The 22,504-nt window shown below is 45.3% G+C and carries 14 protein-coding genes; all 14 read left to right on the forward strand.

All coding sequences use genetic code 11. From position 1 onward, the window contains the following. Positions 1–10 precede the first annotated feature (10 nt). The 14 genes from TCA2_RS24360 to TCA2_RS24425 all read left to right on the forward strand — a co-directional run bounded on the left by TCA2_RS24360 (position 11) and on the right by TCA2_RS24425 (position 22,493). Positions 11–2,536 carry a DEAD/DEAH box helicase gene (locus tag TCA2_RS24360; RefSeq protein ID WP_193746118.1) on the forward strand — a complete coding sequence of 842 codons (2,526 nt, stop codon included), beginning with the start codon at positions 11–13 and terminating at the stop codon, positions 2,534–2,536. A 51-nt stretch (positions 2,537–2,587) separates the two neighbouring features. Further along, positions 2,588–3,277, forward strand: a complete 690-nt coding sequence (locus TCA2_RS24365) for a hypothetical protein (protein ID WP_052512286.1) — start codon at positions 2,588–2,590, stop codon at positions 3,275–3,277. Continuing rightward, positions 3,264–3,572, forward strand: coding sequence for a hypothetical protein (locus tag TCA2_RS24370; protein WP_047914203.1), 309 nt, complete (start codon positions 3,264–3,266; stop codon positions 3,570–3,572). Before TCA2_RS24365 ends, TCA2_RS24370 begins: the two co-directional genes overlap by 14 nt. A gap of 59 nt (positions 3,573–3,631) precedes the next feature. After that, positions 3,632–5,056, forward strand: a complete 1,425-nt coding sequence (locus TCA2_RS24375; RefSeq protein WP_047914204.1) for an McrB family protein — start codon at positions 3,632–3,634, stop codon at positions 5,054–5,056. Beyond that, positions 5,053–6,393 (forward strand): hypothetical protein, encoded by a 1,341-nt coding sequence (locus tag TCA2_RS24380; protein WP_047914205.1) that lies wholly within the window; start codon positions 5,053–5,055, stop codon positions 6,391–6,393. The genes TCA2_RS24375 and TCA2_RS24380 overlap by 4 nt, the downstream gene beginning before the upstream one ends. A gap of 356 nt (positions 6,394–6,749) precedes the next feature. Further along, positions 6,750–9,833, forward strand: a complete 3,084-nt coding sequence (locus tag TCA2_RS24385) for a DEAD/DEAH box helicase (protein ID WP_047914206.1) — start codon at positions 6,750–6,752, stop codon at positions 9,831–9,833. After that, positions 9,830–11,206 carry a phospholipase D-like domain-containing protein gene (locus TCA2_RS24390; protein ID WP_028597598.1) on the forward strand — a complete coding sequence of 459 codons (1,377 nt, stop codon included), beginning with the start codon at positions 9,830–9,832 and terminating at the stop codon, positions 11,204–11,206. The genes TCA2_RS24385 and TCA2_RS24390 overlap by 4 nt, the downstream gene beginning before the upstream one ends. Next, positions 11,203–13,242 (forward strand): hypothetical protein, encoded by a 2,040-nt coding sequence (locus TCA2_RS24395; RefSeq protein WP_047914207.1) that lies wholly within the window; start codon positions 11,203–11,205, stop codon positions 13,240–13,242. The genes TCA2_RS24390 and TCA2_RS24395 overlap by 4 nt, the downstream gene beginning before the upstream one ends. A gap of 24 nt (positions 13,243–13,266) precedes the next feature. After that, entirely contained in the window at positions 13,267–13,701 is a 435-nt protein-coding gene (locus TCA2_RS24400; protein ID WP_028597600.1) for a hypothetical protein, read from the forward strand. A gap of 20 nt (positions 13,702–13,721) precedes the next feature. Beyond that, a complete protein-coding gene (locus TCA2_RS24405) occupies positions 13,722–15,305 on the forward strand; it encodes an Hsp70 family protein (protein ID WP_028597601.1) in 1,584 nt (527 codons plus the stop codon). A 414-nt stretch (positions 15,306–15,719) separates the two neighbouring features. Then, positions 15,720–17,225: a recombinase family protein gene (locus TCA2_RS24410; RefSeq protein WP_043110908.1), complete on the forward strand. Its 1,506-nt coding sequence runs from the start codon at positions 15,720–15,722 to the stop codon at positions 17,223–17,225. A gap of 695 nt (positions 17,226–17,920) precedes the next feature. After that, positions 17,921–18,838 (forward strand): YafY family protein, encoded by a 918-nt coding sequence (locus TCA2_RS24415; RefSeq protein WP_043110909.1) that lies wholly within the window; start codon positions 17,921–17,923, stop codon positions 18,836–18,838. 234 nt (positions 18,839–19,072) lie between these two features. Next, positions 19,073–20,206, forward strand: a complete 1,134-nt coding sequence (locus TCA2_RS24420) for a dynamin family protein (protein WP_238546508.1) — start codon at positions 19,073–19,075, stop codon at positions 20,204–20,206. Next, a complete protein-coding gene (locus TCA2_RS24425; protein WP_047914209.1) occupies positions 20,172–22,493 on the forward strand; it encodes a dynamin family protein in 2,322 nt (773 codons plus the stop codon). Before TCA2_RS24420 ends, TCA2_RS24425 begins: the two co-directional genes overlap by 35 nt. Positions 22,494–22,504: the final 11 nt, after the last annotated feature.

Genomic DNA, 22,504 nt, shown 5'->3' on the forward strand with positions numbered 1-22,504 from the left:
CTTGGACGGGATGTTGACACCGGAAGAAATGGAAATGATCTCAGACCGAAGACTTCCCGTGCAACAAGCATTCGATAGCGATATGCTCGTCCAGAACTTGCTTGAAGTAGGAACTCGTGTCCGAAGCGACGTACATCTACATCAAATTGACGCCAATCAAGGCGCTTATGCTGAAATCCTTATGCCCAGTTGGCTGCAACGGAAGCTTCATTCTCTGGGGATCAATAAGCTGTATGAGCATCAAGGAGAAGCCATACAGAACATCCGGGAAGGACGCAATGTCGTTCTCTGTACGAAAACCGCATCGGGAAAATCATTGGCTTACAATGTTCCCATCATGGAAAAATTGGTATCTGATCCGGATGCGTGTGCGCTATATTTGGCTCCGTTCAAAGCATTGGTCGAAGATCAGTTTACCCATTTGAAAGAATGGGCCGATGATATAGAAGAGCAGGGAAATAAAATTTCGCTTAATGGATTTTCGCGATTCACTGTGAATGGACAACAAATATCTGTTGGACTTCTTCATGGGCAACGGAACGTTCCAGAGCATATGAGAAAAGATCAGGCGTCTAGCTTCGTGTTCTCTGAGGGGCGCTATTGGCTGACCAACGTTCACTATCTGCACTTAATTCTTCAAGGTGCAAGTTCACCTAAGGGGAAAGGTCCTGGACTGTTGCGCTTTCTGCAAAATCTTCGGTTTGTTGTTATTGATGAGCTTCATCAATACTCAGGCTTGTTAGGTTCAAAGGTTTCTTTGGTCCTTCGCAGATTAAGAATGTTATGTGACAGGTTGGGGAATAAAAACGTCCAGTTTATTGCCTGCTCGGCTACCATTGCTAATCCAAAGTATCTAGCTGAAGAATTAACAGGAATGCGTGGACTGAAAGGATTTCATGAAATATCGGGTGTACAAGCGCCAGTAAAGAAAAAAGCGATTTTGATGTGGAATCCTGGCTTATCAGACGATGAGCAGAAGAAAAGGGCTGTTGTTTCCGATCTCTATGAAATTCTGCGCACGATCTACAAGGATGGAAGATGGCCAAGAAGTATCATTTTCACAAGCAACCGCCAACAAGCCCAGCTTTTAAGTCGTGAATTAAACATGATCTTGCGCAGCCATCTTCATGATCATGCCGGGCTTTCGGCAGACGAACCACATGAGTTTTTTCTGCCGTATCATGCATACCTCACGCAGGAAGTTAAAGAACGAACCATACAAAAACTTGAGCAAGGCGAGATCCTTGGAGTGGTCACCACTAGCGCCCTAGAGGTCGGAATTGATGTGAAGTGTCTGGATGTATGTATTTTGCTTGGATATCCAGGTTCTCAGGCCTCCTTCTGGCAGCAGGCTGGGCGTGTGGGGCGAAGCAGAGACGGTGTGGTGATTATGATGGTTCAGGAAGAGCCATTGCAGCAATACTTTGCCCGCAACCCTGAAGAATTCTTTACGTTTTCGCCTGAATCTGCGGCGATCAATACAACGAATCCCAAGCTATTAAAGGAGCATCTCGCATACGCGGCTCACGAACTGGGAGGGACGTTGACGAATGCTATGAATTATGTTCGCTCTTCGGCGCTTCGCAAGGTGGTTGCGGAGGCAAGCGACCAGTGGCAGCAGATTGAAGGGAAACTACACTATCAAGGAGAAACACCCCGGTATCAAACTTTGTTCACTATGGGCGATACCTATACGGTTGTAACCAAGAACGGGTGGAATGAGGACATCCTATTTCAAAGTGTGGACGGACGTTCTTTGATTCGAGATTATCACGTAGATGCCGTATTTCTGGGGCCTGACAATCGTACCTTCTATAAGGTCAAGTGGGTCAATAACAGGCAACGCAAAGTGGTTGTAGAGCCAGTAAGAACGGATTATCATACTCGCGGAATTGTTCGTGATAGCATTGAAATCCATGATATAACCAATCCTCTGATAAGTGACGCGGCGATCAAATCCAATCTTGGAAACATCATCGTAAAACGAAGTACATTTGGCTACAAAAAAATCTACAATCACGGCGCAACGCCTCCCGAAACCGTGCAATTAACAAACACATATCCTGTCAGTTTCCAAACCGAGGCGTTTTGGTTGATGTGGGATCTCCAAGGAAGGGATGAACTTAGAGGTTTGCTCAAGGATGTGCAGAATCGCGAATCCATTGACTTGGAGACCCTGGTTGAGGGAAGTCTTCATGCCGTTGAACATACCATAGCTTCGGCGATACCGGCTGTTGTAAGGTGCAGTATGGCTGATTTTCAGCACACCTCTTTTTATTCTGGCTCAGCCTTGTTTGGAATGCCTGGAATGTTCTTCTACGACAGCCAAGCAGGAGGCGGTTCGGGTATAGTCGAGGTTGTTGCGGAAAAGTTCGGGGTTCTCTTGGAGAAAGCCCAACAGATCATCAGTGGCTGTGGTTGTTCGGAAGGCTGCCCATCGTGCATTCAGTTATTTCATTGCGAAAAGCAGAATGAGCCGCTGCACAAGGCTGGGGGATTGTTGGTAATCAACCATTTACAAAAATCTTTCGGATAAGGAGCTTAAGCAATTTGATGTCGCGGTACATTAACCCAAGGAGTGAGGAATATGGATAAATTCCGGGCTTATGGCCAGTTTCTCAAACGAGGTGAACATATATATCGTACATCCGCCCATCTTCAGTGGGGAGACTCAACGAAATCTTTAGGATGTTGTGTACTACTTAATCCGGGGTCAGCCACGTTGGAAAAAGTCGCTCCTGAAGTATACTCTCGTTTATTAGCAGATGGAAAGGCACATGGCCAAGTTATTCCTGATCCAACCATGAATCAATTGGCCACGTTATTGGAACGAATTTATGGACAATCCCTAGAGGGGCAATTTAAATTTTATAATTTGTTCTGGCTGCAAAATACAGATGATCAAGATGTAATAGAGCAATTCGTGGAGCTTGTTACAAAAGGGGATTTTCAATTTGATGAGTCATTGATTGAATTGGTCGAGTTGAAACAACATCCATGGATTCTCCTGGGTTGGGGAGTGAAAAAGCACAAGAGACATTGGCGTCCTTTTGTTCAAATTAAAGATAAATGGGTCTCGTTAATTCAGACCTCATGCGTCCCAATCTTTGGAAAGGCGCACCCCAAACAAAAGTCAGGATATTACTACTATCATCCGTGTCCCCAGATTCAAACCCACCGGCCACAGATTATCAATGATCTGGAAGATATATATAATCGCGTTGTACGGCATTTGGAAATCAACATTAGTGAGGATGAAATTCATGGCACAATTTAAGGAATGGGATACTACCTCCGTTTACCATCATGCAGATCAATGGAAAAGGATGAGCCTCATTAATGGCACATCATTACTTTGGCCCTCTGAGCAAATTTGGAGCACTGCGAATTTGAATGCATTTAAAGCCTGCTTTATAGAGAATGTGGATGAATCTTCAGAGATCTTTGAGAACAAACTGCAAGGGCAACTGAAGGGTCAGAAGCCTGAGGTTGTTCAGCTTGCATGTGAACTTGTCTATCTCTACTTGCTGTTTCCCTCCACGATTACATTTCGAAGAAAAAAGAACTTCTGAATACGATTGCATCATTTGCCGGACTTACACTGGACGATCAGAATGAGGCGCTGACAGCATTGGAGCATGGCATAGGCGGACCGGGTATCGCCTACAATACAAGACGTTATTATGAAATACGATATATAGCTATGTTCGCAGATGCGGTTCTGCAGAAACCTGAAAATGACCGGATTGTGTTTTTATCCGACCATTTAAAGGTACGAAATATGCTCGATACTATAAAGGAGGACACGAACCCGCTATCCCGACATATTATTTTGCACCTCCTATACCCTGATCAATATGAAAGAATGGCGAGTCAGGGTCATAAGCAACAGATTGTTGAGGCCTTCCTGGAAATTCTGGATGAAGACTCCGTGCCTGAAGATATTGATGATCGCATCCTGGCTATTCGAACAAAGCTCGAAGACATTCTTGGAGAAAAGGATCTTGATTTCTATCGAAGTCCACTCGTTGAATGTTGGGATTATAGTGACCATGATTCGGAGGTTCTACCCATTCAAGGGCTGCAAATCAAGAAGCAGATTGTTTTGTATGGACCTCCGGGAACCGGGAAAACTCATGAAGCAAAGCAATTAGCCGGACAGTTTATTCGCCAAGAGACATTACGCCTGTGGGGAGCGGGGGAATTCTTTAAAAAGCAAGAGGATGTGAACAAGCTAGTAGAGCGGAGGATTCGCCGTGTACAATTCCATCCGGGCTATGGATACGAAGATTTTATACGGGGGATGCAGCTTGAACAGAATCGGACCGTCTATAAAAAAGGCGTATTTTTACAGGTCTTAGAGGAAATTGAAGCAGCGGAAGCCGGAATCGGTAAAGGCTTGCCTTTTGTCCTCATTCTCGATGAAATGAACCGGGCGGATCTCAGCAAGGTGTTGGGAGAGTGCTTTTCCTTAATGGAGGATCGTGAAAGTGCTGTGCTGCTTGCCGGTCAGGATGGCCAACCATATCCGTTAACAGTACCCGAGAATCTATATATTATTGGAACTATGAATTTGATTGACCAATCGCTGGAACAAGTCGATTTTGCACTTCGCCGCAGATTTCTCTGGTTTTTCCGAGGATTCGATCGTAATGATCTAGTCACTCTACTGAAGGGAAAATGGGAACGTTGGCCGCAGAAGTATGGAAAACCTCGTAAATGGAACCGTGTGGAGGATGAATTTGAACTTCTAGCGGAACGTTGCGTCCAGTTGAATCATTTAATAGCTGGGCATGAACATATGGGACCGCTTTATGTCATTGGTCATACCTATTTCAGTGACGTGGTTTCATTTGCCCAGAAGTATATTTATTCACAACCGGGCGTTCAGCAAGTACTATGGAACCGGAATAAGCAAGCTCGTGGGCCTGTAACTGCTTTGTGGAATTATTCGTTGGCTCCGTTATTGGAGCAGTATTTGTCCGGGGCCGATTCATACGAAAGAAAGCAATTTATGGAACAAGCGAAAAGCACTTTCCTGTGGGGGAAGGTATGAAGTCCGCACAAGGAAGAACAGAAATCATTGCAAATGACTTATCTGAGATCGGCTTAATAAATGATGATGAGAAGATATGGTTGCAGAATTTGTGCCTTTATCTCGATAAAGAACTGTTCACAATTCGTCTCACTGACAAATCGGATGATGAGCCAGTAATCGAATTTCGCCATGGACGCTGGTATGCGGGAAGGTATGTTGGAGAGATCCAATATATGGGGAGAACTCTACGTATAACACCACGTTATGAAAGCTCTTTTCATCGTTGGATTAGCACTATATGGGGAGTGCGAATGATCCAGAGTAAGGGCTCCTATCGTAATGCGAATATGTGGCTGTGGGAACTAATAGCCCGAATTTGGGGTGAGCAGCTTATCCGTGGAGCCAAGCATGGGTTACCGTATACTCGAATGGAAGAAACACTGAAGGCTCCATCTCTGCGCGGTCGTATGAAAGTGATGGAAACGGCTCTAGAGATAGGCAAGGGAACGAATCGACTTGCAAGTCTATCCAGGTCCAAGGTTGTTCATCCTGACATTGCGTACATACTCAGCAACGGTTATAGAAGAATTAAGAAGGAATTGGGGCATCGAAATGCACATAACTGGTTGTCCGACAGAGGAAGGGAAATCATAGGCCTTTTACTCCAATCCGAAGGGTGTAGAAGCTATAAAACCATTTATAAGATTCCCAAAATTAAATACACCCCCATCCTGGAATCCTATCGCCCCGTTGTTGATTTGACTTTGAGGATTTTGCAACAAAAATCATTTGGGGTCTCTTCAAACGGGGGCCAAGAAGTAACAGGAACCCTCTTGGATATGGCTGAAATTTGGGAGCTTTATGTTTATCATCTTCTAAGAAATGCTCTAGCAGGGATAGAAGTGATCCATACTGGACGAGTTAGAGAAGCCGTTGGCAATTTGTTTGTAAACAGGAACGGGAAGAAAATAGCTTCTTTAAAGCCGGATTTTATTATACGGATGCCATCTTCGAAACAAGTGCTAGCGGTAGTCGATGCAAAATATAAGCACACTTTTGTAACGTTATCAAAACCAACGGGTTTGGAACGAAATGATTTGTACCAGATTCATGCGTATATGGATGCTTTCTCCGATCATGGGTATTCGGCTCCGGGTATTCTGGTATATCCAGATGAAAACGATGCTGAAATTCGGCGATATCAACAAGGGAATCCGTGGTTTTCATCTCAACTGAAAAGCAACCTTTATTTTTATGGGGTTAATGGTGAATTAGGCGAAGAGGATTCGGATAACGGGCTGACCCCATCTGAAGAGCAATTCTGCATGGGAGTTCGAGAATTGCTGGGGAATTAGTAGTGAAGAGGAGGGCGAAAAATGAAATGAAAGGTAATATTCAGATGTACGTTAGAAGAATATCCATCACAATTTTGATACCCTGTACATCCTGGTTACGATAAAGCGTGTTTGTTTGGACTGATCCAGTACCTTATAGCCACTGATATCAGAAAGTTCATAACCATACAAGACTTTGTAACAGAGGACGTAAAGACATATTATTCCGATCCAGAAGGAATTATTAGTTTTTTTTGTCGAATAGACTAATGGTTTATTATATCATTAGAGTCGACTGTATTAGATGGGATGACGGTTACCCAAGGGTAACCGTTTTGTCTTAAATACAAAAAATGAAAGTAAACTGGAGGATTTACATGGTAAACAATGGTTGGCTTGACCAATGCAATGTAACTGCTTTACTTGAGGTCAACCCACGCTTTACTTTTAGCGAGGTATTGCACAATCCTTCTGGCAAATCAGCTTTAGTGTATCAATACCGACTGGATGCTTCATTGAATGAAGATGTAGCTTGGAATGATTTCTATATCCAGATGGATATGCTGAAGCGCCTTGAACAAGTAGGTGCTCTTTCACTTCTCTCTTACGGGCAGCATAGGATTGATGAGGGAGTCTCCTCTTATTTTGTAGCAGTGGAGAAGCCATCACAATTTCGACGATGGGATCAGGCCTATCCTGACATCTTGAGATTAGATTTATCCAAGAGGATTCGCATCTGGATGGATCTCGTTGAGCATATAGCACAAATCCACGGCATTTTATCTTATCATGGGCGGCTCTGTCCTGAGGATGTATGGATCGAGTTGGCGGAAAAAGGCGGAACGGCCAATTATATTTTCCCTGGTATACAGCAATGGCGAATGAAGCAATTTTTCTCGTTGGAAGAAGATTGGAGCTGCTGCGCTGACTACACCACGAGGACTTCTATGAAAAAATCGTATCGAAGTGCGTCAGACGATCGTTATGCGTCAGGCTGTTTTCTCTTTACACTGGTGTTTCCGGGAAAGTCGATACCTGATTCGGACCAGGCACTGCATGCTTATGAATCGGAGTGCGATTCCGGGTTGTTCACCATCTTATCGGCTTTGTGGGATTCCGTAAAGGAAACACCACTTTCCGTCATTCTCGAGATGGCCAACCGCTATTTATCCCAGAAGATGGACGAGGTCGTCTGGACAGTAGGCTGGCACGCGGATGAATCGGCCGGTCTGTTGCAGCGCTCTGATCTGTCTCGCGAGGAGTGGGAGCAGCGGTTTGGGACCGATGCAGCGCCTGAATCTTACTTGTACAGTCGATTCGATTCACAGAACCGAAGGATGCTTCTTTATGTTATTGGATCGACTTATGAGTGGATCTTTCAAGTGAATGCGGGCAAACAAGGCGGGCCGGATTTGATCATTCAAGACTGCGGTGAAAAATCACCTTTCGAGAGAGAGAGGGCTAAGGAACGCGCTAAGAGGTTTCGCGGTGGATGGACCTTTGATAGACGATCCGATTCAAAAACATCAGGAATTTCTCTGCTGGAGTATATTAAGAGCGAGTCGATTATGTCGAATTCGAAACGGGCTCAGAACCGGCAGACAAGAGAAGTGTTTGACCAATGGGAGGATGTTTTACGCCTGCAGCTAGAGCGGCTGAATGCGGATGATAAGCGGTACGCATACCGTGAATGGAGGCTGATTGAAGATGGTTCAGTGCTGGAGGTTCAGCTTCTGGTCGAACGGCAACTATCTTTCGCGGCAGGAACGGAAATGATGTTTGTCACCGACAAAGCTCAGCACCCGGCAGGCCGTTACATCCGACAGGAAGGCAATAAGGTTTATTTGGAAACCGTAAGAGATTACGGCTCTGAAGAGCTTCCCGAGCTTGGCGACTTATGCGAAAACACGCAGCGGGAAAAAATTCAGCTGAATCGGCAGCGTCAAGTGCTGCAGCAATTCAGGATGGGGCGCAAAATCAACCGATTGCTTCTAGAGCATTTAGTAGAGCCCGCACATGCGAATACATATCCGGCTTCTACTATAAGCACGTATCAAAATGTAAACCAAGATCAGAAACTCGCGCTTCAGGCCGCTCTGGGTGCCGAATCGATCTTTTTACTGCAAGGACCGCCCGGCACGGGCAAAACGACATGGATTACGGAACTCATGTTGCAAATTTATCGCCGTGAGCCGAAGGCCCGCATTTTGCTGGCATCGCAGTCCAATGTGGCCATCGATCATGCCTTCTCTAAATTTATGAAGATTGTCGAACAGCATGCGCATGAATTCCGCCAAGCGCCTATTGCTGTGCGGATTGGGAATGAAAAGATCGGAGAGAGTGTACAACAGTGGACGATCGATCCGGCTCTTCAGCGTTGGGTCGAGCATCTGGAGGATAATGTGGACGGTAAAATATGGTCCATTATGGATCGAATCCAGGATCCGGCCCGCTATAACCGTGTATTGGACATTTATAACGATTGGAAGACGATGTTCGGCAAAGATGATGAGATGAAGCCGTTGTTTCTGGCTCAATCTCCGACCTTGATCGGTGCTACTTGTATGGGAAGCTATCCTTTGTACCAATGGGATTTGTCGTTCGATTGGGTCATTATCGATGAAGCAGGGAGAGCAACGCCGCCGGAATCGCTTCTCCCAAGTATCAACGGCAAGAAGGTCGTCTTTGTAGGCGACCACAAGCAGCTTCCGCCGGTTATTGACCGGTTCTTGGATGAAGCCGGAGAGGATAAGTTGAAAATTAACTCGCTGAAAGTCAGCTTGTTCGAAGATTTGTTCAAGCGAATCCATACGGACAGTCGAGCTACCCTTCAGACGCAATACCGGATGCATCCCGCGATTGCACGAATGGTATCCGCGCTATTCTACTCGGATACGCCATTGAAGCCGGGTTGTACCGAAGAAGAAAGGGCGTCGGGAATTCACGACTGGAAGCCGATAACCTGGATTCGTACGGATGATCATCAGCAGGCTGCGGAAAAGCAGCTGGGCACATCCTATTTCAATCTAGCTGAGGTCAATGCTGTTCAAAACGCATTGCTGAATTTAGATAAGTGTCTGGAAGATACGGGAACGCGAAAATCAGTGGCCGTTATTACGGGATATATGCCGCAGCGAAATAAACTGCGCGAAGCGATTGATGTATTAAAGCTGGAGCATCTAGAGGTAGAGGTTGACACTGTGGATGCATTCCAAGGACGAGAAGCTGACCTCGTACTATACAGTATGGTGAGGAATAACAGTGAACGCAATCTTGGCTTTCTAAGGGATGAGCGAAGAATGAACGTTGCCCTCTCCCGCGCGAGGGAGCTGCTCGTTATGATCGGAAGTACGGAGATGGCAAGAGGATTAACCCCTCAGCACATCGTCCGAGGGATTTACGACTACATAGCAACCGATCGCGATGCAGCGATTCGTTCCTGGAAGGAGTTGCAGCCATGAAATTGCTGGATCTCGCACAGCAGCAAGAGTTTGCGATCCCCGGGGCGCGTTTGGTTGCCTTCTATGAGAAAGATTTTCCCGTTTACCGGATGGAGCTGGCTATACGCGTGCGGGGCAAGAGAGGTATGAGCCTGCTAGCGCAATTTGTGCTGCGGTTGATTAAAGAGGAGTTTCATGAGGAGACTGATCTGGCAGACTTTTTCGGTGTGCCGCTGGGGGAACTGCGCAAATGCCTGGGCGAATTATCCGCACTTTCTTATATCATCGAAGTTCCAACCTTGACCGGCCGCATTTACAAAATAAACCCGAAAGGTCTGGAAGCGCTGGAGCTGGACCGAATCGTTACGACCAGGGAAGAGATTTTTACAGTAAAACTGGATGCGATTTCAGGCAAATGGCATCATCTACACTCCATCGGTTCTTATGCGCTGCGAGCGGATTCAGGAAATACTCTAAGACCATATGTGCCTGCTCCGACTTTGTATGAGGTATCGCAGCATTTCTCAGAACTTAAGGAACTGTATAAAGACTATAAAAATCGTTACCAGCAAAACGAGAAGACCGAGCTCGATGATATCGTCGGCATTCCAGGCAATGTGTATACCGAATATCAAAGGTTGCGACTGTTGGTGTATCGAACGGAGGAAGGGAAATTTATTTTCCAAGTGTTTGACCGGCATCATTATGCCCCAGAATATTCCGGGCCCTTGGCCCAGATGGCTGAAAGCGGTGTAGAGATCTGGGAGATGACGGAGCTTCCAGCTTCTATTCGCGATGAATTGCCACTGCCGCATCAGTCTGGGACAACCGGACCATATGAGGAGGAAAAGGCTCTGAAGGAGCTGTGGACAGCTTTCGATGTACCGAAGCTGGAAGATCGACCTGAAGTTAACGGGGCTGTATACCCTCTTACTACGACTGAGCATTTTGCTAAGATGCAGGAAGCACTGGAGAATGCGGAGCATACCGTGTACATCGTCAGTCCATGGGTTTCCAACGAGGTAATCGATGAATTATTCCCAGTGATGAAATCGTTTCTGAGAAGGGGCGGCCATCTCTGGATCGGATATGGCTACCCGCATGATGAGGAATATAAGGGCAAGCGAACGGAGAAAGCTGTTAAGCAGCTCAAAGAAAAACTGGCCTCCAATCGATTCCATGCGGTCCGGCTGGGAGATACCCACGAGAAAATACTAATTTGTGACGATAAATTCGCCATCGTCGGCAGCTATAACTGGCTCTCCTTCAGAGGGGACCGTAAGCGCGGGTTTGTCGCCGAGACCAGCCTCTATGTTGGTATTCGGGATGTGGTGCTACAGCTAGTCGAGCGAGTGCGCAGAAGGTTTGATAAGAAAGAAGGCGGGAGTCAGTGACGGAGCGATTAACAATAGAGGCTCTGAAAAAGATAGTGCAAGCTGATGGGGCAGGTGGGCGCAGTTCTGGAGACACGATCAAACTTCTTATCAAAGAAGCTTCATTTGATTGTCTGGAGTGGCTCGTATCAGCTCCGACTGAGCTTGAGAAACGGCAGATTTTCGATGGTGGCGAAATGTCGATAGAAATAAAAAAGTGGAAGAAGGCACCATGGGAGGAGGCGCTGTTTCATCACCTCATTCCGCATATTGTGTTTTATGAGTCGGTGTCCAATTCTAAGTCTGAGCATACGTTAGCCAATTTTCATCGCTCACTCACTCGGGTCCACAGCCGATATCCGGACGATTGGAACCTGTTTATTGATCGACTGAAGACATGGCAGGCATGGTTATGGGGGGCACAGCAAGCTGAGGCTGAATTCCCATATGCTGAGATCAAGACTGGGATAGAGACATACATTGCAAATAAAATTTCCCAATCGGAGAATAAAAAGGTTCAACAAGCACGGAAAAATCTGGATAAATTCCTGTTGGGATTTGAAGAGTGGAGGAGCAACCGCCGATATGGTCCCAGTGAAAGAGTTGAACCAGAGCGGCCAAGCAAGTTAATCGAGCTCGAAGTGTTGAGACAACCAGATTGGTCGCTGCCGGATGGTGAGGACGACTTAGCAAAGTGGTTGAAGTCCCAGGCGGATTTGGTGGTGAAAAGCTTAAAATATCATTACCATGTACAATCAAGTCTAGTTGGCATTGACTATTCTAAGCTTGCGAAGCTAACGTTTGCTATACCGTTCCTGACTGTATATGACAATTCTATTGAGAAGGTATTGGAGGCGATTGAGCTTTATATTCGGTGGAGGAATCCGCAAGACGATGCACTCGATACTAAATCGCCCCGAAGTGAAAGAGCGCTCGGAGTAAGCATGAAAGTGTTGAGCATGTTAGGATTGATGGCGCATTACGATCGTTTCGTGGAGATACTGGAGAAGCGGCTTACACTGCAGGAGATCGACGATGTAGAGGGCTTCGTCAGGTATTTTCATACAGATACAGGATTGCTGGAATATTTGGCATCCGATGCGATCTTGGGCGAGATGTTTGCCGCAGCATTCACTAGTTTGCTTGTGAAGGATGAATTTCCATGGGAGGACGCTTTTACCTCGCATCGTAAAACGGCCTATCGGCTTGTTCAAAAGGCGATTTCCGGCGACCGGCAAGTGGAGCTTATCCTCAATAGATTAGCGGGGCGAATAGGGGAGACGGTAGGGAAATTCCCTTCCTTTATTCGAAGCGGCTTGATAGAGCAGGGAGAACTGGAATGGCTGTTTGTCATCGAACCTCGCAACCTGAGAGGGATGCTGGGCCCTATAGAATTCGTAAATAACAATGAGGAACTGCTGCAGCGAATATTGACAAGTTTTTTGGAGGTTCACTGGTACAAGAGGGACCGAAGCAGCTTGAACGTAATATATTGCCGGTACTGGCAATATGCATTCGAGTACGTACCCGCCTTTCGAGAAGATATACGGTGGCTCGCTTTGTACGGATGCCACGGGGGAGACGCAGCTTACATCAAGGACTGGGTGTTCGAGCCGCAGGTTCAGAACGATATGCTCCACCACCTGAAACAATCTTGGGACAAGCTTCCTTTACAGGGCTTAGAGGCTATTGGAGCTCATTACTTGTCTGACGCCGGGCTGGAGGAGTTGTTGATGGATCTTTACGCTTGTAGGGGAGATCAGATATGGCCTGTTCAGGAAGTGTTGAGAGCATTCGGTTGCAGCATAATCGGAACCGATCACGATGGGAGAGCCCTGTCTTCGGAGCAGCTGCAAAGTATGGTTCGTCAGCACCCAGAACGTTTTGAGCTGGAGACTGCTTTAAGTGAAATGTCCGGTATTACTTTTCGTTACGAGCTCGTGGAACCAGGCTTGCTGATGAAGAACAGTCGTGTCTTGGTTCGCTCTGTCGTACGCGGGGAGATTGAAAACGAAGAAAAGCTGGACGATATATTTAACGGCTTATTCAATCTATAAAATTCCGACAGGGGGGACACAAAGATGTTTGCTTCTATCAAAAGATATTTCCAACGAAAAAGGAAGTACGAGCTCGGTTTTACGAATGAACAGGTAGCCGCTCTTCAGCGGCTTAGCGGACAATATTTGCTCCGTCTGGAGGACGCCACTAGAATGTTGCCCGAAATCTCGCAGGAACTTGAAGCTTTTTTCTGTAAGAAAGGAGAGGGCTGGGAATGGTTCCCCGATCGTTGGGATGGGAAGCATCTACGAGAGCAGGTTCATCGGAATCCTCGAATGTTTGAACTAGAGAATACAATTCCGGACCTTGATGGTCACAACGTTGAATTTCGTCTGTCGGAGCTTGGGATTCGAAGCATGCGGGACGGTTCTGTGCTGTGCAGAGCAAAGCTTTACGTTTATAAAGAAAGAAGTGATGAAGAGCTTGACGAATTTTTGGCGGAACTTGCAAAAATCTAAGACAGAAGGGGATAAACTGGATGTATTACGTGGGTATTGATTTCGGAACGACAAACAGCTCGATCGCCGTTATCGATAATGAAACGGGAGAAGTGAGGGTTATCGAGCTTGAAGGGGGATACTCTCCTGGGCGGCAACTGCTTCGCACAGTGCTATACTTTAATCCAGATGGTTCAGTTGAAGCAGAAGAAACGAGCGCTTACAACGATTCATTGCGAGGAATCATTTCGTTGAAACGGCACCTCATGAAGGACATCCATTATTCCAGGACCATAAACGAAAAGACGTACTCCTCCGATGAACTGGTTGGTTTGTTTTTGACTGACCTATTAAGGCGTGCGCAACTTAATGCCAGCGATATTTCAAGACTCGTTATGAGTGTTCCTACTCATTATAACGAGGATTTAAAAAGCTTGATGGAAAGAGCCTGCAAGCGACTAGGCATTTCATCAGATGTCATATGGTTCATAGACGAGCCGATCGCCGTTCTCTGGGATTATAAAGACAGGTTCATCAGAGAAGAAACGATGCTAGTATTTGACTTTGGCGGTGGCACGTTGGACCTTGCTGTTATGAATAAAAGCGAAAATGCGAATGGCGTGGAAACGGCGGCTTCCATTTTGAAACAGTGGAATAACGGAAGTACCGATAATTATAGTCGTGGCAAGATCTTAGTCAAAAAGGGAATTGTCGTTGGCGGCGATGACATAGACATGATCATTATTAAATTCATCATCGAAGAGGGTAAGAAGCAGGGGAATCCAGTATGCCAAGCTTTGGATTTAGCCATTTTTGACGATGAGAAACGGATAGAAAATTTAAAGCAGAACGAAATATACCCACTGCTGAAAAAGACTGCGGAGCGGATTAAGATTGCACTCTCCGAGGTAGAGGAGTACAGCACTTCAATGCCGCCACTGCTACCAAAGCACGATCGGGTAGGCATTCGTAGTATCAAGCTAACGCGCAGAGAGTTTGTAAGCCGCTGCCAACCTCTGTGGGATTACATCGAACAAGGGCTGCTGCAAATGAACCAGGAGATGAAGAAAAATGGTGAGTCTGGCTTTGAACGGATCGAGACGGTTCTATTGTCGGGGGGAAGCAGCCTAATTCCGCATGTACATGATATCCTGGAAAAGTTACTTCCGAATGCCAAGCTCGGCATGGAGAAGCAATACCTGCAGACAGCGATTTGTCGCGGCAATGCAAGATACAGTTATAACGATGGGGAGATTCTGGTTGACGATTCCGTAAATGCCGCGTACGGGATTTACAATCACCACGATAAAGAAACTGTCACTGTTATTCAGGAGAGTGACACTTATCCGATCGAGGTGAAGAAGCGGATCGCTACGATGAGACCGCATCAGGATCAGATCGAAATCATTCCGATGGCCCGCAAGGGAGGCAAATATGAACCGTTGACCAAGGCGAATGGATCGGTCTATTATAGAATGAAAATTAGGCCGTCGAGTCGTTGCCGCGATCTTTCCCGCATCAGCGTCACGTTCCAGATAGATAAGGCCCAAAAGCTGAAAATATCGGCCTACGATAATCTTTTTAAAGAAATGATTGGTGTGGAAGAGGTTGATTTGGAAGCCTAACTCAGTTACTACATCTAAGTGTAAACTTCCAATGAAAGTGAAACATCAACTATAATATTTCGAACGATATGTGGACTAAGAAAGTTAGGAGCTAAGACGTATCGATAGGCAATTGTTCAAGCTCGTGTAGGATGAACCTCAGCTCAATACCCTGAATTTATAAGTTTTTTCAGTAATTATATGTCAATACGGTTCATTAGATTTACTGGAATACTGATTATGAAGTGATATAGCGACCATGGACAAATAAATGTCTATGGTCGTTTTTTATTATCAAGTGTCCAAGCCGTATCAGCATATCCTCCATTAGGAGGCGATGCCGGGTGCATGTGAAACTGATTGCGGGCGACTCTAATGACAAAATACGCATGGCCTGTTATGATTATCTCCTAGAGAAGTTCAGGAGGGAGAAACATGATCGCTATTTACGCCAGGGTGAGCACAGAAGAACAAGCAAAACATGGATTCAGCCTGAACGATCAGATTCGTCAGTGTCGGATGAAAGCGGAGACGAATAAAGTTAAAGAATATGTGGACGATGGGATATCTGGAGAGTTTCTAGATAGACCAGCCTTAACCAAATTACGGGAAGATGTTAGAGAAGGGATCATAAACAAAATCATATGTCTGGATCCCGACCGTTTATCGCGGAAATTAATGAACCAATTAATCATAACGGATGAGTTCGATAGAAGAGGAATAGAACTGGTATTCGTGAATGGAGAGTATTCCAAAACCCCGGAAGGAAACCTGTTCTATTCTATGCGTGGGGCGATAGCCGAATTTGAAAAATCCAAGATTAACGAACGAATGAGCCGCGGCAGACGAGAAAAAGCGCGACAAGGTAAAGTGTTGAGAGATTTTCAAGTCTACGGATATAGTTATGACAAAGAGTCGGAGCAATTCCTTGTCAATGAAGACGAAGCTGCAATCGTAAGATTAATTTTTGATTTATTTACACAGCCCAATACATTGGTTCAAGGTTTAAATGGTATCGCACTATATTTAACTAGCAAAGGTGTACCTACCAAACGAGGAGCTCCAGTATGGCATCGTCAAGTCGTTAGACAAATCATAATGAATCGAGCCTATATTGGCGAGTTTTATCAGAATCGTTGGAATACCGAAGGAATGCTTGGCAACAAGCATAGAAAAGATGAGGAAAAGGTTCCAATGAGGGAGAGGCCAAAGAGTGATTGGATCCTGATACCTTGCCCTCCCATTATCGAAGAGGCCCAGTTTGAACACGCCCAGAGACTGCTTTCAGAATCACGTCGAAGATGGGCACAGAAGAGTAAGCATCCATATTTATTAAGTGGCTTGCTTAGATGCGGAGACTGCGGCAATACAATGACCGGACGATTATCAAATAATTGGGGCAAAAAGGTCCCTGAATATACAGATATTAAAAATACAGCCGGTGCAAAACAAAAAGGCTGTGGTAGAAGAATTAAAGCCCAGATGATCGAAGATCAAGTATGGGAGCAAGTCGCTGGTTGGTTAAATAATCCTGACGAAATTGCCGCGGCGTTGCAGCAGGAGAAAACAAAAGAGCCTTTTGAAGCTGGAGAAATAGCTAGGCTTGAAAAGGAAATCGAAAAAACTAAAAACGCCCGAAAAAAATTAATCAAGTTATTTGCAGCCAGTGAAGACGGTATTGGGGAAGAGGAAATCCGGCAGGAATTGAAGGAGTTAACTCAGAAAGAGGAAGCTCTGAATAACCAACTAGCCGAGTTATCGGATATGTTGAATTCTACACAGAACAATGAGTATAACATTAACGTCCTAATGGAAGCCGTTCAGTATTATCTGTCAAAAGGGCAAGACGAACTATCGTTTGAAGAGAAGCGGGATTTAATCCGGCAGGTTGTAAGGGAAATACGGGTGTATGAGGATTCGGTTGAGATTTTTACGTTTTAATACCGGATTGATTCAGGAACGAACCAAGTGTGGCCTGGTAGGATGTATGGATTGAAATTTGGAGCAGCGGCTTGGCGTTTATCCCATTCTAAAAAGATGAAACCTGCTGGTTACTTGCAATGAACTCGGTGATAGTAACTAAAACAAAGCATTGCTAGTATCAACTCCCCGAGCATGAATATCTCTATGCCTTTGCAGGGAAGTCCTGGGGCAAGAAGGAAGCTGTGTCCTTGTTTGATGACCGTTTTCAACAGTACGATCATCAGCACACGAAACATAACTATGCAGGATATGTACTAATGCGCGGTGAATTATTGGCCGCGCATTCTTTTTATTTATTTCACACTACTAGAATAATTGAGTTTTTTCAGTTCAAAAGGTTAATCTGAACCGTTAAGAACGACACTAATTTTTACGTAACAGTAACACGTTGTAACAGGGCAAGGAACCACCGTTGCTCATCGAACAAACAGCGCCGGGCGACTTCTCAACTAGTACATATTTTGAACCTTAAAATACTCTCTACAAAATTCTACAGTATTCGACATATCGAAAAGTGTAATATTAGATCATATGTCATGGATAATTGTAACTAGGATGAATCCGAAATTAGTTAAGTGAAATCTTACTAACCCCAATATATGTCCATCCGGTTGTGATATAGTTGAAAAAACTGTTTAAGAAGGGGATATTGCTTGAACCTTGATTTTAACGGTAATAAAGGATTTCGTCTATTGAATATGCACGAACTGCTCAATAGAGGCGAACTCATCAAGAAGGCAGAGCTTGCCAAGCGATACGGAGTAACAGAAAAAACGATTCAACGTGACATTGACGAATTAAGAGTGTATTTGGCAGACACCCGTTTTGCGGAAGGGGAGGTATCCATTATTTATGATAGATTTCGTTCAGGATACTACCTTGTCCGTATGGAGCGCGAGTGGATTACTAACGAAGAGGTTTTAGCTGTATGTAAAATCCTTCTAGAGAGCCGGGCGTTTTGCAAGGAAGAGTTGGATGCGCTTGTCGCAAAATTATTAGCGCAGGTAACGTTAAATGACCGCAAGCAGGTCGAGAACATGATCCGTAGTGAACAGTTTTATTATGTTCCATTGAGGCATGGCAAGAAGCTTCTCGGGACAATATGGGAACTTTCGCAGTATATAACTCAAAACGAAGTAATCCGGATTACTTATGTCCGCAAAGATGGTGTGGAGCGGGAGCATGAATTGAAGCCGGTCGCCATTATGTTTTCAGAATACTATTTCTATCTGGTTGCTTTTATGGCCGATGATCGCCATGATTTCCCTACGGTGTTTCGTGTGGATAGGATCGAAAGGTTTCAAAGTTCTGGAGCCAAATTTAAAGTGCCATATAAGGACAAGTTCAACGATGGAGAGTTTCGCAAACGGGTACAGTTCATGTACTCAGGAGAATTGCGAAGGGTGAAGTTTAAGTTTAGCGGTGATTCTATTGATGCTGTGCTGGACAGGCTTCCGACGGCAGAGATATTATCGGAAAATCAAGGGATTTATGTGATTTCTGTCGAAGTATACGGAAATGGTGTCGATATGTGGATGCGAAGTCAGGGAGAGAAGGTTGAGGTGCTATAGCAACGAATGGAAATTAATCTGCGAAACAATTTTATAACCTCACATAGCTTGATATCGCATCCGCTAAAGAGGGCGAAGAAAAAAACTAGGATTCAATACTATGTCATACTCGAATATCTTGTGAACCGATGTGCAGGTTTTGCCGAATACTCGAAAGCTCGGTTATCACAATACCATGCAATGCTTATCGGAGATGAGAGTGCACTTGTCTTAACTGATGGGAATCGTGAACGCATGATTCGTTCAATGGTCAATGACTGGTTAAGACCATGGATGTGGAAATATCGCTTCTGGCTTATGTGTGACATTGCGCTTATCGCAGCGGATAAAAACGCAATTGACAAAGCTCTAAAGATCTTAATGGGATACTTGAACAAACGGCAGTCTGCAGCAATAGGTAACCTGGTGTCTGCCTTATTTACTGATGAGACTATCCCGCAAAAGCTATTGTTTGCAGAGGGGTTGATTCACCAGTTTCGGTTAAACCGAAGATTTGTTGCTCAACAAGAAATACGAATTTTGATTACAGCCAACATGAGCGCTGGCAAGTCTACGCTTATCAATGCCCTGATCGGCAAGCAGGTTGCCCGAACGTCACAAGAAGCTTGCACAGCGAACCTATGTTACTTATTCAACAAGCCGGTTGAAGATGGATCGATTCATTTGCTCGGTCCGCGGCTCAATCTGTATGCAGCATACGACGATCTGATGAATGCGGGGCGAGCAGGCAGCAGTGAGATCGCCTCTTTTTTCCGTTCTTTCGTACATTCGGATTCGCCAAGTCGAATTTGTCTGATCGATACTCCCGGTGTAAATTCCGCGATCAATCGAGAGCATGGCGAACGTACTCGTAGTGCGCTGCGTGAAGAGCATTACGACAAGCTCATCTATGTACTAAATGCTAACCAGCTCGGGACAGACGAGGAGATACGTTATTTAAAATACGTTTCCGAATATGTACCAAAGGACAAGGTCATTTTCGTGTTAAATAAGCTTGATAATTTCAAAAGTGCAGACGATTCCATCGCCTCAAGCATTGAGGGTGTCCGAAATGATTTGCTTCATCTTGGATTTGAAGAGCCTGTAATATGCCCGTTGTCTGCATACTTCGCACTATTGTTGAAAATGAAGATGTATGGCGAGGCCATGACTGAGGATGAGCAGGATGCGTATGACTACTATGTAAAAAAATTCAGCAGGGCTGAGTATGACCTGCCTGTCTACCTTCCTAAATCCAGCGCTCAAGTGCAGGCAGCAGAAGACAAGCAATCGGCACTAGCAGTGAGTAGCGGGCTTTACGGTCTGGAAAACATACTATACGGAGGAAAGACCGATGAAAAAAGTATTCGTGAAATACAATCCATATAAGCTTGAAACGGAAATCACTGTTGAAGGGAAACGTTTGGCACAAAACAGCAAGCTTGGCGAGAAAGCTGCCGACGGCTCCCGATTGCAGGATTGGGTAGAGGAACTCCCGCGCATCCTTATCGACGAGTACAATGACACGGAGTTTGAAGTTACGTTCCACGGCACGCTGCTCGACTACGAGGACTTGGTCGATGTATTCACTAAAGCATATGAGAAGAATGATTTAAGAGCAACGATTAAGCGTAAGGCTGCCAAAGAAACATCGGATAAGGAAGCTCTCATCAATGATGTGTTCAAACAAGTCCAGCAAGGTCCGTTCGATGAGTTGAAGGATGTGGAGATCGTGAGCGCATTCGAGCATGCCAAGAGCAGCGATTTTGAGGTTTGTGTGGTCGCAACGATGAGCGCCGGCAAATCCACGCTGATCAACTCGGTGCTCGGCGTAAAGCTGATGCCCTCCAAGCAAGAAGCCTGTACTGCTATTATTACACGGATTAAGGATATCACCCAAGACGCAGTGCCATTCAAAGCGGAAGTTTATAATAAAGAGGACGAGCTGGCTGAGACGCACGCCAAATTAACATATCCGATCATGGAACGATTGAATGCCAGCGAGAATGTTTCCGCTATCCATGTCTCAGGAAATATTCCATTCGTTTCGTCGGAGGATGTTTCTCTTGTACTAATCGATACGCCGGGGCCAAACAATTCACGCGACCCCAGACATAAGAAGGTCCAGAGCGAGCTTCTTGGCAAGTCATCCAAAGCGCTAGTCCTTTACATTATGACAGGCGAATTCGGTACGGACGATGACAATGCACTGTTGAGTCGGGTCGCTGAGAGCATGAGTGTCGGGGGCAAGCAGTCGAAGGACAGATTTATCTTCGTTGTCAATAAACTGGATGACCGCAAGAAAGAGGATGGCGATACGAGCCAAACGTTAGAGCGTGTACGTGCTTACCTGAAAAACCATGGTATAGCGAATCCGAATTTGTTCCCTGCTTCCGCCTTGCCTGCGCTGAACATCAGGCTCATTGCAAGCGGAGCGGACGTGGATGTGGACACGATCGATGAGACGGAGATGAAGATCAAGAAGTTGAACCGCAACGAATCCTTGCATTTTGAATCGTATGCCGCGCTCCCCCCAAGCATTCGCGGCGAGATCAACGAACAGCTTGCGGCTACAAGAGCAGCATGGAACGGCAGAGCTAATGAAAATCCGGATGAAGCATTAATTCATACCGGCGTCGTTTCTATCGAAGCAGCTATTCGTCAGTATGTGCAGAAATACGCCAAAACGGCAAAAGTTAAAAATATAGTGGATACGTTTTTGCACAAGTTAGACGAGGTGGGCGCCTTTGAGGAAACAAAGCGTGAGCTTGCTCAAAATCGCGAGGAAAGCAAACGGATCGTGAGCTTGATCGATTCGATCCGCAAGAAGATGGACGATGCACGTGATGCGAAGAAATTTAGGGAAAACGTTGATGATGCTATTACCAAGGTGAAAAAGTCTTCCGAAGTAGTCGTTGAAGAAGTAATAGAGAAGTTCCAAAGCAAGATCACCAAGCGTATCGACGATTCGCGAGGTCAGGAGATTTTACATGATGAGGTCAAGGACGAAGTTGATCGGTTGAATAAGTTCGCAAAGAAATTAGAACCGGATTTCGAAGAAGATCTTGATGATCTCATCCGAAATGACTTAGAAGAGACTGGAAACGCCTTGTTAGCCGAATATCAGAAAAAGCTTCGCTCTTTGCTTGAAGAGGTGGATACCAAGGATCTCAATGGTATAACCATTGATCCTTTTAAGATAATGAATGGAAGTGTCCAGGCACTCGATTATTCCGTAAAGCATCTTGAACATGAAGAAGAGCGGGTTGTGGGTCAGGAAAGTTATGAAGTAAAAGAACGTACAAGAGGCTGGTTTAAAGGCATTGTTTTTTGGCCTAAGGATGAATATGTCACCAAGTACAGGGATATTCGTAAAACCATTCGCTACATTAAAGGCGATGAACTGGCGCAATGGTATTTAACCCCTGTACAGGAAAGCTTATACGATAACGGCGATGCTGCTAAAGAATATGCAATTCAGCAGTCGGAACGAATCGCAGCACGCTTTAACAAAGAGTTTGTGCGGCTTGATGGTATACTCAAGGAAAAGCTTGCCGAACTGGAGAGTTATGCTACCGATAAAGAAAAAGCCGAGGAACGTATTAAGGAATCGGAACGCAAGCTGAGCTGGCTGGAGCAGATCAAGGCCAAAGTGGAACTAATAGTGGAAATCTAAGGGGGGCACCA

This window comes from Paenibacillus sp. TCA20, from assembly GCF_000732325.1.
In the GTDB taxonomy this organism is placed as follows: domain Bacteria; phylum Bacillota; class Bacilli; order Paenibacillales; family Paenibacillaceae; genus Paenibacillus; species Paenibacillus urinalis.

What these genes read in the sequence shown, in the direction of transcription:
- TCA2_RS24370 (WP_047914203.1), top strand. Translation starts at nt 3,264, where the DNA reads ATGGCACAATTTAAGGAATGGGATACTACCTCCGTTTACCATCATGCA.
- TCA2_RS24400 (WP_028597600.1), top strand. Translation starts at nt 13,267, where the DNA reads ATGTTTGCTTCTATCAAAAGATATTTCCAACGAAAAAGGAAGTACGAG.
- TCA2_RS24420 (WP_238546508.1), top strand. Translation starts at nt 19,073, where the DNA reads ATGATTCGTTCAATGGTCAATGACTGGTTAAGACCATGGATGTGGAAA.
- TCA2_RS24410 (WP_043110908.1), top strand. Translation starts at nt 15,720, where the DNA reads ATGATCGCTATTTACGCCAGGGTGAGCACAGAAGAACAAGCAAAACAT.
- TCA2_RS24365 (WP_052512286.1), top strand. Translation starts at nt 2,588, where the DNA reads ATGGATAAATTCCGGGCTTATGGCCAGTTTCTCAAACGAGGTGAACAT.
- TCA2_RS24405 (WP_028597601.1), top strand. Translation starts at nt 13,722, where the DNA reads ATGTATTACGTGGGTATTGATTTCGGAACGACAAACAGCTCGATCGCC.
- TCA2_RS24385 (WP_047914206.1), top strand. Translation starts at nt 6,750, where the DNA reads ATGGTAAACAATGGTTGGCTTGACCAATGCAATGTAACTGCTTTACTT.
- TCA2_RS24425 (WP_047914209.1), top strand. Translation starts at nt 20,172, where the DNA reads ATGAAAAAAGTATTCGTGAAATACAATCCATATAAGCTTGAAACGGAA.
- TCA2_RS24380 (WP_047914205.1), top strand. Translation starts at nt 5,053, where the DNA reads ATGAAGTCCGCACAAGGAAGAACAGAAATCATTGCAAATGACTTATCT.
- TCA2_RS24390 (WP_028597598.1), top strand. Translation starts at nt 9,830, where the DNA reads ATGAAATTGCTGGATCTCGCACAGCAGCAAGAGTTTGCGATCCCCGGG.
- TCA2_RS24360 (WP_193746118.1), top strand. Translation starts at nt 11, where the DNA reads ATGTTGACACCGGAAGAAATGGAAATGATCTCAGACCGAAGACTTCCC.